The 12,837-nt window shown below is 75.0% G+C and carries 12 protein-coding genes; 5 read left to right on the forward strand and 7 right to left on the reverse strand.

Annotation, left to right across the window (positions count from 1 at the left end):
* Positions 1–50: 50 nt before the first annotated feature.
* Together ACIPXM_RS20140 and ACIPXM_RS20145 are read right to left on the reverse strand one after the other, a co-directional pair.
* Positions 51–1,595 (reverse strand): amino acid permease, encoded by a 1,545-nt coding sequence (locus ACIPXM_RS20140; RefSeq protein ID WP_401657152.1) that lies wholly within the window; start codon positions 1,593–1,595, stop codon positions 51–53.
* 129 nt (positions 1,596–1,724) lie between these two features.
* Positions 1,725–2,720, reverse strand: coding sequence for a hypothetical protein (locus ACIPXM_RS20145; RefSeq protein WP_401657154.1), 996 nt, complete (start codon positions 2,718–2,720; stop codon positions 1,725–1,727).
* Between the two features lie 339 nt (positions 2,721–3,059).
* Between ACIPXM_RS20145 and ACIPXM_RS20150 the strand changes: the two genes are divergently transcribed.
* The 3 genes from ACIPXM_RS20150 to ACIPXM_RS20160 all read left to right on the forward strand — a co-directional run bounded on the left by ACIPXM_RS20150 (position 3,060) and on the right by ACIPXM_RS20160 (position 7,278).
* The gene (locus tag ACIPXM_RS20150) at positions 3,060–4,541 is read left to right on the forward strand and encodes an FGGY family carbohydrate kinase (RefSeq protein ID WP_401657156.1); all 1,482 of its coding nucleotides are present in this window, start codon (positions 3,060–3,062) and stop codon (positions 4,539–4,541) included.
* Between the two features lie 113 nt (positions 4,542–4,654).
* Positions 4,655–6,073 carry an FAD-dependent oxidoreductase gene (locus ACIPXM_RS20155; protein ID WP_401657420.1) on the forward strand — a complete coding sequence of 473 codons (1,419 nt, stop codon included), beginning with the start codon at positions 4,655–4,657 and terminating at the stop codon, positions 6,071–6,073.
* Positions 6,070–7,278: an FAD-dependent oxidoreductase gene (locus ACIPXM_RS20160; RefSeq protein ID WP_401657158.1), complete on the forward strand. Its 1,209-nt coding sequence runs from the start codon at positions 6,070–6,072 to the stop codon at positions 7,276–7,278. Before ACIPXM_RS20155 ends, ACIPXM_RS20160 begins: the two co-directional genes overlap by 4 nt.
* Here ACIPXM_RS20160 and ACIPXM_RS20165 read toward each other — a convergent pair.
* A complete protein-coding gene (locus ACIPXM_RS20165) occupies positions 7,265–7,759 on the reverse strand; it encodes a Rieske (2Fe-2S) protein (protein WP_401657160.1) in 495 nt (164 codons plus the stop codon). The genes ACIPXM_RS20160 and ACIPXM_RS20165 overlap by 14 nt on opposite strands.
* Positions 7,760–7,902: 143 nt before the next feature.
* Between ACIPXM_RS20165 and ACIPXM_RS20170 the strand changes: the two genes are divergently transcribed.
* On the forward strand, positions 7,903–8,385 hold the full coding sequence (locus tag ACIPXM_RS20170) for an NUDIX domain-containing protein (RefSeq protein ID WP_401657162.1): 483 nt from the start codon (positions 7,903–7,905) through the stop codon (positions 8,383–8,385).
* 94 nt (positions 8,386–8,479) lie between these two features.
* The gene (locus ACIPXM_RS20175) at positions 8,480–8,725 is read left to right on the forward strand and encodes a hypothetical protein (RefSeq protein WP_401657164.1); all 246 of its coding nucleotides are present in this window, start codon (positions 8,480–8,482) and stop codon (positions 8,723–8,725) included.
* Positions 8,726–8,743: 18 nt separating this feature from the next.
* On the opposite strand, the gene ACIPXM_RS20180 is transcribed toward ACIPXM_RS20175, so the two are convergent.
* The 4 genes from ACIPXM_RS20180 to ACIPXM_RS20195 form a co-directional block, all read right to left on the reverse strand.
* Positions 8,744–9,385, reverse strand: coding sequence for a hypothetical protein (locus ACIPXM_RS20180; RefSeq protein WP_401657166.1), 642 nt, complete (start codon positions 9,383–9,385; stop codon positions 8,744–8,746).
* Positions 9,382–10,908 (reverse strand): hypothetical protein, encoded by a 1,527-nt coding sequence (locus ACIPXM_RS20185; protein ID WP_401657168.1) that lies wholly within the window; start codon positions 10,906–10,908, stop codon positions 9,382–9,384. The genes ACIPXM_RS20180 and ACIPXM_RS20185 overlap by 4 nt, the downstream gene beginning before the upstream one ends.
* 17 nt (positions 10,909–10,925) lie before the next feature.
* Positions 10,926–11,393: a hypothetical protein gene (locus tag ACIPXM_RS20190; RefSeq protein ID WP_401657170.1), complete on the reverse strand. Its 468-nt coding sequence runs from the start codon at positions 11,391–11,393 to the stop codon at positions 10,926–10,928.
* A gap of 129 nt (positions 11,394–11,522) precedes the next feature.
* Positions 11,523–12,761, reverse strand: coding sequence for a cytochrome P450 (locus tag ACIPXM_RS20195; RefSeq protein ID WP_401657172.1), 1,239 nt, complete (start codon positions 12,759–12,761; stop codon positions 11,523–11,525).
* Between the last annotated feature and the right edge of the window lie 76 nt (positions 12,762–12,837).

Below are 12,837 nucleotides of genomic sequence, written 5' to 3' on the forward strand. Positions count from 1 at the left end.
CCCACGACCCCACCGGGCGGATCCGCCCGGGCGAGGGGTGCCGCTCCGGCTCAGACGATGCCCTCGGCGATCTCCGCCTCCTCGCGGGCGCTGCCGTACGCCTGCGGGGTGCCGTACGAACGGCGGGCGACGTACCACCAGACGCTGGCGAGCACGAGGACCACCGCGAGCGCGATCACCGCGTAGTTCATCGTGTCGACGGTGACGGGCGAGCGCTGCGGAAGGCAGAACAGCACGGTCACCAGGGCGACCCAGACGACCGCGATCCAGCCGATCGGCTTGCTCCAGCGGCCGAGGCTCCAGGGGCCGGGCACGAATCGGTCGCCCGCGCGCAGCCGCAGCAGGATCGGGATCGCGTACGCGGGCGTGATGCCGATGACGTTGATGGCGGTGACGGCTCCGTAGGCGGTCGCCGAGTAGAGCGAGGGCACCGCGAGCAGCGCGGCGACGATCACGGACAGCCAGACCGCCGGAACGGGCGTGTGGGTACGGCTGCTGACGCGCCGCCAGAGGGCCGAGCCCGGCAGGGCGTTGTCCCGGCTGAACGCGAAGACCATCCGGCTGGCCGCGGCCACCTCCGCGTTGCCGCAGAACAGCTGGGCCACGATCACCACGAGGAGCAGCGCCTTGGCGCCGCCCTCGCCGAGCGCGTCGAGCAGGATCTGGGCGGGCGGCACCCCGGTCGCGGTGTTCTGGGTGCCCGCGTAGTCCTGGATGGCGAAGGTCAGTCCGGCGAGCAGCGCGAACCCGGCGATCCAGGACGCCCAGATGGACCGGACGATGCCCTTGGCGGCGGCCACCGAGGCGTTGGCGGTCTCCTCCGAGAGGTGGGCGGAGGCGTCGTAGCCGGAGAAGGTGTACTGGGCGAGCAGCAGGCCGATCGCGGCGACGTAGAGCGGGTTGGCCCAGCCGGTGTCGTTGACGAACTCGGTGAAGACGAACTCCGCCGACTGGTGGTGCGCGGGGACGATGGCGAGCGCGCCGACGATGAGGGCGACGCCGCCGAGGTGCCACCAGACGCTGATCGAGTTGAGCAGGCTGACCAGCCGGACGCCGTTGAGGTTGAGCACGGCGTGCACCAGCAGGATCGCCAGGAAGATCAGGAACGTCGACTGCGGGGTGGGGTCGAAGCCCCACTGGAGGTTGAGGAAGGCGCCGGTGAACAGCGCGGCGCCGTAGTCGATGCCCGCGATGGCGCCGAGCAGGCCGAGCAGGTTCAGCCAGCCGGTGTACCAGCCCCAGCGGCGGCCGCCGAGCCGGTCGGCCATGTAGTAGAGCGCGCCGGAGGTCGGGTAGGCGCTGGTGACCTCGGCGAGCGCGAGGCCGACGCAGAGCACGAACAGGCCGACGCCCGCCCAGCCCCACAGCATCACGGCCGGTCCGCCGGTGCCCAGGCCGAAGCCGTACAGGGTCATGCAGCCGGAGAGCACGGAGATGACCGAGAAGCTGATCGCGAAGTTGCCGAAGCCGCCCATCCGGCGGGCCAGGACCGGCTGGTAGCCGAGCTCGCGCAGCCGGGCCTCCTCGTCCCGGGGGGCCGGGGTCTGCGGGGGCGGCTTGCGTATCGCGTCGGCGGGAGCGGTGGTGCGGGACATGCGTTCCTCCGGGGGGAAGGACGACGGATCGGGGGACGGACCGCGCCGTACGAGGGGGGCGCACGGCGGCGGACGGAGACGGGGCCGGTGGGACCGGCGGGGTGGGACGGGCGGCGGGAGCGGCGGGGCTCAGGGCCCGCCGCGGGCCGCCGGGCCGGTCAGACAGCGGGAGCGGGCCCGCAGGAAGACCTCCTCGGCGGGGCCCCGGTCGTCGGGCCGCTCGGTGCGGTACGACCAGGGCTGCGGGGTCCAGTACGGGCCGAGGGCCTCGAACACCCGGGCCGCGTCGGGGAACTTGAGCGCCCCGTACAGCGCGTGCGCGAGGTGGTTGAGGTCGAGCAGGCTGGCCTCCTCGGTGGCGCAGAACAGGAACCAGGCGTCCATCGCCCGGTCCGCGTCGCGCACCGCGTCCTCGGCGACCCAGTGCAGGTCGAGGGCGCGCTCATGGCCGCGTTCGCGCCGGTAGCGCTCGACCCGTACGTACAGCGGCAGGGCGTGCAGGGCGGAGCCGACGGGTGCCGAGGTGGCCGCCCACTGGGCGTAGTTCACCGCTTCGGAGAGCGGTCCCGGGCGCCGCGCGTAGACGAACTGGAGCATCCGGTGGTGCGCCTCGCGGTTGTACGGGTCGCGCTTCTCGGCCTCGGCGAGCAGCCCCCAGGGTCCTGGCGGCAGCATGGGCGCGGGCGGGGCGAGCCGGTGCTCCTCCATGCGCTGCTGGGCGTCGAGCACGGAGAGGGCGAGGCGGCAGACCCAGGGCACCGGATCGGCGGGGGCCCGGTCGGCGGCGGCCAGGCAGGCGGTCCACGCCTCCTGCCAGAGTTCCCGGGTGCGGGCGTGGGTGGTGCGGTGGGCGCGCACCGCGCGCTCGACGGCCACGCGCGCGTGCATCACGTCCGCGGCGACCGAGTTCGGGTCCTCGGTGCGCCAGGCCTCCACCACGTCGGTGCCCGCGGCGACGGCCGCGAGCACCTGGGTGCGCCGGGTCCAGCCGGGCCAGCCCGAGGTCTCGTCCAGCAACCGGGCCATCGCCACCCAGCGGCCGGTGCGCAGCTCCTGGACGGCGCCGCGCAGGGCGTGGTCGTGGCCCGCCGGGTGGTAGACCGGGCGGAAGCCTTGCGCGGCCATCAGGGGGCCGGGCGGTGGGTGGGCGACATGGTTCCTCGGTGCGGTGGGCGGAGGGGTGGTCAGTCCCCTGGGAGAATTCCCGGCCGGACCGGGCCGTTGATCGGCGATCACTATAGAGGTCGCCCGAAGTGACCGATCCACTTTGTTGGGTGATCGCAACTATCCGGCCAGCGACTGTTTTTGATCCAATGTCAGCATCGGGTCGCGAGGTGACAGGTTCTCCGTCGGCGCCTTGACGGAACACCCCCGCACCGTCAGGCTGACCCGTTCCGCGATCAGGACCAAGATCGCCGTTCGTCGAGCATCGAGGGAACCCGTGAACGCCAGGGAGTCGCAGCCATGACCGGCCCGGTACTCGCCGTCGACCAGGGCACGTCGGGCACCAAGGCCCTCGTCGTCTGCCCCGAACGCGGGGTCATCGGCACCGGCTTCACCCCGGTGCGCACCCGCCCGCTGCCCGGCGGCCTCGTCGAGGCCGACCCCCGTGAGCTGTACGGCTCCGTGGTCGCGGCCGGCCGGGCCGCGCTGGCCGACGCGGCGGAGCCGGTCGTCGCCGTGGGCCTGGCCAACCAGGGCGAGACCGTGCTCGCCTGGGACCCGGCGACCGGCGAACCGCTCACCGACGCGCTCGTCTGGCAGGATCGCCGGGCCGCCTCGGTGTGCGAGGAACTCGCCCCGCACGCACCTGAGTTGACACGAATCAGCGGTCTGCCGCTCGATCCCTACTTCGCCGCGCCCAAGATGGCTTGGATCCGCCGCCGCGCCACCGGCGCGGGCGTGGTCACCACCAGCGACTCCTGGCTGGTGCACCGGCTCACCGGCGCCTTCGTCACCGACGCGGCCACCGCGGGCCGCACCGGACTGCTCGACCTGGACACCACGACCTGGTCCGCGCGCGCCCTCGACCTGTACGGACTCGGCGGCGAACGGCTGCCCCACGTCGTGGACTGCGACACCCCGGTGGGAACCACCACCGCCTTCGGCCCGCCGCTCCCGCTCACCGGGCTCCTCGTCGACCAGCAGGCCGCGCTGCTCGCCCAGCGGGTCACCGAGCCGGGGACCGCCAAGTGCACCTACGGCACCGGGGCGTTCCTGCTCGCCCCGACCGGGTCCGTGCCGCGCCGCGGCGACAGCGGGCTCGTCGCCTGCGTGGCCTGGCGGCTCGCCGGACGCACCGACTACTGCCTGGACGGGCAGGTCTTCACGGCGGCGTCGGCGGTGCGCTGGCTCACCGGACTCGGGGTGATCTCCGGGCCCGGGGACCTCGACACCGTGGGCGGCGCCGTGCCCGACGCGGGCGGCGTCACCTTCGTACCGGCGCTCGCGGGCCTCGCCGCGCCCTGGTGGCGCGGTGACGCGCGCGGCTCGCTCACCGGGCTCGGCCTGGACACCGGGCCCGGACAGCTGGTGCGGGCGCTCTGCGAGGGGATCGCCGCGCAGGTGGCCGAGCTGGCCGGGGCCGCGGCGGCCGACCTCGGGACACCGCTCGGCACGCTGCGGGTCGACGGCGGCCTCACCCGCTCCGCGCTGCTCATGCAGACGCAGGCCGATCTGCTCCAGCGCCCGGTGGAGGTCTCCGCCCTGCCCGACGCCACCGCGCTCGGCGCGGCGGCCGTGGCCCGGCTCGGCCACTCCCCCGGGCTCGCCGTCCGGGACGCCGTACCGGACGGGAAGCCGTCGGCGGTGTACGAGCCGCGGATCTCCGCCGACCAGGCGGAGGCGCGCATGGAACGTTTCCGCGCGGCGGTGGCGACCGTGCTCGACGGCGGCCGGGACGCGACGGCCGGACCTCGGCCGACCGGTCCCGGAGCGGGGGCGTGAGCGGGCGGGTGGGCGCGCGTACGGACGGGGGCGGGAGCGGGGGCGCGGACGGCACCGGGCCCAGAGCTGAAGCGGCGGTTCGGGCCGGGGCCGGGGAGTGGGCCAGGGCCGGGGTGGTCACCCGGCGGGCCCCGCTGCCGGACGGTCCGGCGCCCGGCGGCGGGTACGACGTCGTGGTCGTCGGCGCGGGCGTGGTGGGCTGCGCCATCGCCCGCGAACTGGCCCGCCACTCGCTGCGGGTGGCCCTGGTCGAGGCGCGCGAGGACATCGGCGAGGGCAGTTCCAAGGCCAACACCGCGATCCTGCACACCGGTTTCGACGCCGTACCGGGCTCGCTCGAGGCCCGGCTGGTCCGCGAGGGCGGCCGGCTCCTGGCCGCGTACGCCGCCGAGACCGGCATCCCGGTCGAACCGGTCGGCGCCCTGCTCGTCGCCTGGGACCAGGACCAGCTGGACCGGCTGCCCGGCCTCGCCGACAAGGCCGTACGCAACGGGCATCATGGCACCCGGCCGCTCGGTGCCGCCGAACTGTACGCCCGTGAGCCGCACTTGGGGCCGGGGGCGCTCGGCGCGCTCGACGTGCCCGGCGAGTCGGTGATCTGCCCGTGGACCACCCCGCTCGCCTTCGCCACCCAGGCCGTGCGCTCCGGGGTGGACCTGCACCTCGGCTGCCCGGTGGAGAAGGTCCGGCCGGGCGGCCCGGACGCACCGCACCGCCTGGTCACCCGGCGCGGGGTGCTGCGCACCCGGTTCCTGGTCAACGCGTGCGGACTGTACGCGGACGCCTTCGACGCCCTGCTCGGGCGCACCGACTTCACCGTCACCCCGCGCCGCGGCCAGCTGGTCGTCTTCGACAAGTTCGCCCGCCCGCTGGTGCGGCACATCCTGCTGCCGGTGCCGGGGCCGCTGGGCAAGGGGGTGCTGATCGCGCCGACCGTGTACGGCAATGTGCTGCTCGGGCCGACCGCCGAGGACCTGCCCGACAAGGCCGCGACCCAGTCGACGGCCGAGGGGCTCGCCGGGCTGCGGGAGCAGGGCGGCCGGATCCTGCCCGCGCTGCTGGACGAGGAGGTCACCGCCGTCTACGCGGGGCTGCGGGCGGCCACCGGCGCCGAGGACTACCGGATCGCGGCCCACCCCGAGCTGCGGTACGTCACCGTCGGCGGGATCCGCTCCACCGGCCTGACCGCCTCGCTCGCCCTCGGCCGCCACACGGTCGGACTGCTCGCCGACGCGGGCCTCGACCTCGGCCCGGAACGGCCGCTCGCACGGTTGCGGATGCCGAACCTCGGCGAGGCGTTCCCGCGCCCCTACCGGGACGCCGCTCTGATCGCCCGCGATCCGGCGTACGGCACGCTCGTCTGCCACTGCGAGCGGGTCACCCTCGGTGAGATCCGGGACGCGCTGGCCGCCACCGTGCCGCCCGCCTCGCTCGACGGGCTGCGGCGGCGCACCCGGGCCAGGGCCGGGCGCTGCCAGGGGTTCTCCTGCGGGGCGCGGGTGCGGGCGCTGTTCGAGGAGGGGGTGCGGTGAACCGTACGGTCGACGTCCTGGTGATCGGCGGCGGCCCGGCCGGACTCGCCGCGGCCGCCCGGCTCGCGGCGGCGGGCGCGGGCCGGGTCGAGGTCCTGGAGCGGGAGCCGCTGGCGGGCGGGGTGCCCCGGCACTGCGGCCGGGGCGGTTTCGGCGGTCTCACCGGTCCTGGTTACGCCCGGCGCGCGGTGCGGGCGGCGGTACGGGCCGGGGCGGTGCTCCGTACCGGCGTCGGCGCCACCGGGTGGGCCGGGCCCGGCACGGTGGAGGTCACGGCGCCGACCGGGCCCGAACGGATCACCGCGCGGGCGGTGGTCCTCGCCACCGGGGCGCGCGAACGGCCGCGCAGCGCACGGCTGGTGCCGGGATCGCGGCCCGCCGGGGTGTACAGCACGGGGGAACTCCAGCAGTCCGTCGAGCTGTTCGGGCTGCGCCGGGAGCGGATCGGGCGGCGCGCGGTGGTGGTCGGCTCGGACCCGGTGGCCCGGAGCGCGGTGCTCACGCTGCGCCGGGCGGGGGTGCCGGTGGTCGCGGTGGTCGCCGACCGGCCGTCCGGTCCCCGGCTGCCGGGGCCGGTGCTGCGCGGGGCGACGGTGCTCGAACTCGTGGGCCGGGGACGGCTGTCGGGGGTCGTGGTGCGGGGCGCGGACGGGCGCACCGGACTGCTGCGCTGCGACACGGTGGTGTTCACCGGCGACTGGCTGCCCGATCACGAACTGGCGCGCGGCGGCGGGGTGTCGCTGGCCCGGGACACCCGGGGGCCCGAGGTGGACCGGGAGTTCCGCACCTCGGTGCCCGGGGTGTTCGCGGTGGGCAATCTGCTGCGCGGGGTGGAGCCTGCGGTGGCGGCCGCGGCGGAGGGGCGGGCGGTGGCCCCGGCCGTCCTCGCCCGGCTGGCGGGCGCGCCCTGGCCCGGTCACGGGCCCGCGCTGCACCCGGCCGGGGCGCTGGCCTGGCTGACCCCGGGCCGCCTCGACCCGCCCGGCCACCGCCACGGCTCCGGCGCGCCGCCGGTCCTGCTGCTCCGGCCGTCGGAGCGGCTGCTCGGGCCCGTCCTGACCGTCCGCCAGGGCGACCGGCTGCTGCACGAGCGGCGGCTGCCCGCCCTGCTCGCGCCGCACCGCTCGCTGCGGCACCCGGCGTGGTGGGCGGCGCGGGTGGATCCGGCGGGCGGCGCGGTGGAGGTACGGCTCAGCCGAGGATGATCCGGTCGCCGTTGACGGTGATCGGGGCGGCGGGCAGCGGGCGCGTCGCCGGGCCGCCGGTGACGGAGCCGTCGCTCACCTTGAACATGCTCTGGTGGCACGGGCACACGATGTGCCCGTCGGTCACGCCGGACACCGAGCAGCCCTGATGGGTGCAGACGGCGGAGAACGCCTTGAACTGCCCCGCGGTGGGCTGGGTGACGACGACCTTGGCGTCGGGGAAGACGGTGCCGCCGCCGACGGGGATGTCGGCGGTGCCGCCGAGCTCGGTGCCGGTGCTGCCGCCGCCGGTGGCGGGGCTCTCGGTCGTGGGCGCGCCGGGCGCGCCGGGTGTGGCCGGGGCGCTCCCGCCGGTGTTGTCGGCCTTGTCGGGCTTGTCGGTGCCGTCGGCGCTGTCGGTGCCGCAGGCCGCGAGCGTGGTGCCCGCGAGCGCGGCGGCGCCCGCCGCGAGGACGGTGCGTCGGCGCGTGGTGTCCGCCATGGGTGACTTCTCCTTCGACAGGGGTACGGGTGCCCGGGAACTCATGAGGCACACGTTGCGGGTGCGCGGACAGTTCACCCGGGTTTCCCATGAACGAGCTGTGCGGGCGCCATGAGCCGCCGGGATTCCGGCACACTGGGCGCATGTCCGACAAGCGCAGTGCCGGTCTCCTTCTGTTCCGCCGGACGCCCGAGGGCGCCCCGCAGGTCCTCCTCGGTCATATGGGCGGGCCGTTCTGGGCCGCCCGCGAGGAGGCCGCCTGGTCGATCCCCAAGGGCGAGTACGAGCCCGGCGAGGCGCCCCGGGACGCGGCCCGGCGGGAGTTCGAGGAGGAGCTGGGGCTGCCCGCGCCGGAGGGCGACTGGCGGGACCTCGGCGAGGCCCGGCAGAGCAGCGGCAAGCTGGTGACGATCTGGGCGGTGGCCGCCGATCTGGACCCCGAGCGGGTGGTGCCGGGCACGTTCACGATGGAGTGGCCGCGCGGCTCCGGCGTGCTGCGGGAGTTCCCCGAGATCGACCGGGTCGGCTGGTTCGGTCTGACGGCGGCGGAGCCGCTCCTGGTGCCGGGTCAGCGGGTGTTCCTGGAGCGGCTCGCGGCGCTGCTCGACGGCGACGCGGCGGGCTGAGGACCGGTCCACGGCGCCGGTCGCGGGCCCGTTGTCAGACCCGTGCGAGAGGGTGGGGGTGAGACAGCCTCAGACCGTCGAGAGGGAGCCCGACATGAACACCGTCACCGGCAGTGAGCGCGCCGCCGCCCAGGCATATCTGCGGCTGCTCGAGTCCACCCAGGCGGTGCTCGCCGACCCGCGCCTCGAACCGTACGCGGCGGCGATGCTCACCCACCCCATGGCCGAGGCGGACGCCGCCCTGCGGGCCGCCGGTCTCTCGGGCAACGAGGACCGGCTGCTGCGTCTGGTCGCCTCCCTGCGGGCCTCCCCCACCGCGCAGCGGGGCATGCCCGCCTGACCGGCGGCGGGGCCGGGGTCAGGGACTGCCCGGCAGGGCCGGTCCCTGACCGGGTTCATAGTGCGCCCTCAGATAGACGCGGGTGCGGTCCGGGGCGTACTCGTGCGCGTAGAGCAGCGCACAGCGCTTCTGGGGCGCGTCGTACACGTCGGGCAGGCTGGAGGGGGGCTCGGGCGTCGCCGAGCCCGGGCAGACGTATCCGTAGCGCACCCCGTCCTTGAGGGTCTCCGGCTCCGGGACGCCGAAGTGGGCGAAGTCGTGCGGCGGGACGTCCGTGGCGGCCACGGGCTCCAGCCACCGTCCGTCCGGGGGGTTCTCCTTGAGGTAGGTCTCCGCCTCGACCCGGGTCAGCGTGAAGGTGAGCAGAGCCGTGTCGAAGCGGGAGTCGACCTCGTACGCGGCCTTCGCCGACCGTGCGGTGTCCGGCACCCGGAGGCGCAGCTGACGGCTCATCCACTCCGGGGTGATGCCGGCCGCCCAGCGGGAGTCCGAGCCCGTTCCCGAGCCGCGGCCGGTGTGCCCTCCGTCGCCGCCGCCCCCGGACCCGGACGGATCCGCGCACCCCGCCGCGCCGAGCAGGACGGCGAGCACGCCCGCCGCGGCCCGCACCGCGAGCGGCCCGGGGCGGCGGCGCGTACCGCCGGTGGACGATCCGGTCACCGGCCCCCGCCCCGCCCGTCACCGGCCGCCGGCGGCCGGTTCTGCGGTTGCTGTTGCTCCCGGGTGGGATCGGTCCGGCCGTCCCTGCTGTCGCCGGGACCGGGGAGCTGCTCCTGGTTGCTCGCCTCGGCGGTCCCCAGCTCGTAGTACCGCACCCCGCTGCTGCCGGACACGTCGAACTCCTGGGCGACTCCGGCCCGGTGCAGTTCGGCCATGTCCCCGTCGGGGATCGAGAGGGGACCGATCTTCACGCCCTTGTCCTTGTCCCAGTTGTAGCGGTCCCAGACATTGGCCTGGTAGTCGATGCCGACCCGGGGATTGCCGTTCTCGTCGGCGACCACCGTGACGACCCCGGTGACATCGGCGTTGGTCCCGCCCACGGCGTAGAACCAGTTCTGGTCGAGTTCCTTGGAGAAGTAGAAGCCGCCCTCGGGCGCCTTGGCCTCGACCGGGAAGGCGACCGGCTGCCCGCCGTTCTTCCGGAACTCCTCCAGCGCCTGAGCGCGCCAGTCGTCCTGGTTCGTCCGGACGATGTTGTCGATGTACAGCTTGAACTCGGGCACGTCCGCCATCATCTTGTCCACCGGCAGGTTCATGGGCGTGCCGCTGTTGCCGAGGTAGTGCGACATGTGGCGGGCCGCGTCCGTCATGCCCTTGAAGTCGGCGGCCTGGATCAGCAGCCTCATCTTCTGCTGGGTCTTCCAGTCGTCGAACCCGTCCGATTCGGAGTCGTAGTCACCGGCACCGGGGTCCGGTGCGATCTGCTGCGCGGCCGGGCTCAGGATGCCGGCCGCCATCAGCTCGTCCTTCCGGGCCAGCCAGAGCTGCGCCCGTGCCCCCGGACTGAGCGATTCCCACAGTCGGCGCAGCTCCGCCCGCTGCTCCGGATTCGCGCCCTTGCCGAGGGCGGCGAGCTCCATCGCGCGCGGGACCTGTTCCCCGTCGAGCGAGGCGTACCAGGCGTGGCCCGGGTTCTGCGCGTCGCTGCCATGGCTGTTGCGCAGGGCCCGGGCGGCGGCGGCGTCGACTTCGGCGGCGTGCCGGATGATGCCGTTCAGGGTGTCCCGGTACCACCGGATGCGGTCCTTGGTGCGCTGGTCCGTCCCGCCCTCGGGGCAGATGGTCTCGGTGACGATGACCGTGCCGTCCGCGCCCGCGAGGACCGCGAGTCCGAGGTCCGGCGGCTTGTGGGAGGGGTCGCCCTTGGCGGCGTCCTCGGTGAGTTCCCGGACCTGCCGCTGGTACAGCGCCAACTCGGTGTACGCGTCCGCGAGGACGTTGGCGATGCTGTCCGCCTCCCGCTGGAGGTCGGCGAACTCCTTGGCCGTCTTGCCGACGAATTCCCTCGTCACCGCGGCGTTGACACCCTCCCAGCGGGCCTCGGCCGACTTCTTGACGAGTCCGCCGCGGACGTCGCCCTCCAGCTTGGCCAGCTCGCCCGCCGCGGTCCGCCAGTCGGCCGCGGCGGTGCCGAGGCCCGTGAGGTCCAGGGCCATGAGATCCGTGTACGTCAGAACCCCCATGGGTCCGGCCCCTTTCCCTACGTGAAGTGGTCGTCGAGCTCGGACACGGACGGCGGGCCGGTCCGCCCCCGCAACTCGGCGGCGATCTTCGCGTCCTCCTGGGCGTGCAGCTTCCTGCTGTAGTCCAGGTGGTTCGAGATGTGCGCGCACGCCTGCAGCACGTGCTTCACCTGCGAGGTCCAGACCTCGACGGTGAGCTCTAGCTCCGCCCCCAGCGTCAGGTTGTGGCTCTTGAGCGCGGCGGCGGCCCGCATGGTGGAGCCGGCCCCGTTCTGATCGATGCCGGCCCCGGCGATGTCGGCCCGCTTCTTGAGCTCCCCGTGCAGAATGGCGGCCTCGTGCCCGACGGCGCCCAGATCGTCGTGGAACACCACGAGATCACTGTTCCCGGTGGCTCCCGCGGCCGGGGCCTGGTTCAGTCGCGTCGCGACGTCCTGGCGGTCCCGCGCGGCCGTCTTGGCCCGCTCCCACTCGTCCCACACCATGCGTCCTCCCCCTGTCCGCCTCGCTGTGGAATCTCCCGCCACCGTAGCCGAGTCAAACGTGCGTGGACCCGAAATGCCTTACGGGGAGCGGTAGTTCGGCACTGCGAGCCGCCGCCTGGCTGATTCCCGTCAGGCCGGTCCCGGGCCGTCGAGGCGGACCGGGAGGCTGTCCACGCTGTTGCTGACGAAGCTGGCGAGGCGGGGCAGTTCCTCCTCGGGGGCGGCCAGGCCGAGGTCCGGGAAGCGGGTGAACAGGGCCTCCAGGGCGATGGTGGCCTCCAGCCGGGCCAGCGGGGCACCCACGCAGAAGTGGGCGCCGTGGCCGAGGGAGAGGTGGCGGCCCGCCGTGCCCCGGGTGACGTCGAAGCGGGCGGCGTCGGGGCCGTACGCCTGGGGGTCGCGGCCCGCCGCCGCGTACCCGGCGAGCACGGCCGTGCCCCGGGGGATCACGGTGCCGTCCACGGTCAGGTCGCGCACCGGGTAGCGGAACGGGAAGAAGCTGATCGGGCCGTCCCAGCGCAGGGTCTCCTCGACCACGTCGGCCCAGTCGGCGCGCCCCTCCCGCACGTGCGCCAGCTGGTCCCGGTGGGCGCACAGCGCGCGGACGGCGTTGGTGACGAGGTTCAGGGTGGTGCCGTGGCCCGCGATGACCAGCTGCATCGCGGTGCCGATCAGCTCCTGCTCGCTGAGCCGGTCGCCGTCCTCCTCGCGGACGGCGATCAGCGCCCCGAGCAGGTCGTCGCCCGGGTCCTCGGTCTTGTCGGCGGTGACGGCGGCGAGCAGGGCCATCAGCCCCCGGTGGGCGGCGAGCGTCTCCTCGGGGCCGGTGTCGGTGGCGACGATCAGCCGGGAGCAGTCGTGCATCCGGTCCTGGAGGTCGGCGGGCACGCCGAGGAGTTCGCAGATGACGCCGAGGGGCAGCGGGAGGGCGAAGTGGCGGCGCAGGTCGGCGACGCCGTCCCCCGCCTCGGCCGCGGCGGCGAGGTCGTCGAGCAGCCCGGCGGTGAGTTCCTCGACACGGGGGCGCAGTTCCTCGACCCGGCGCGGGGTGAACACCTTGCCGACCAGGGAGCGCAGCCGCCGGTGGTCGGCGCCGTCGGCGGTGGTGAGGCCCGGCACGGTGGCGAAGGTGGTCAGCGGCCAGCCGACCGGGATCCGGCCCTCGGCGAGGGCCGCGAAGTGCTGTGGCCCCTTGGCGACGTCGGCGCTGCCGAGGAAGTCCTTCAGGGCGTCATGACCCAGCACGGCCACACCCTCGACGTCACCGGGCAGCAGCACGGGGGTCACCGCGCCCCGGGCGAGCAGCCGGGCGTTGTCCGCGTGCGGGCAGCCGCCGGTCGGGTCGAGGCGGTGCGGCGTGACGGTCATGGCGGGGGCTCCTGACGGCGCGGCAGGGGGCCGGCGCGGGCGGCGCGCGGTCCACGGACGGGCAGATCATAGGGCC

Origin of the sequence: Streptomyces sp. NPDC090025, assembly GCF_044748125.1 — a bacterium.
In the GTDB taxonomy this organism is placed as follows: Bacteria; Actinomycetota; Actinomycetes; order Streptomycetales; family Streptomycetaceae; genus Streptomyces.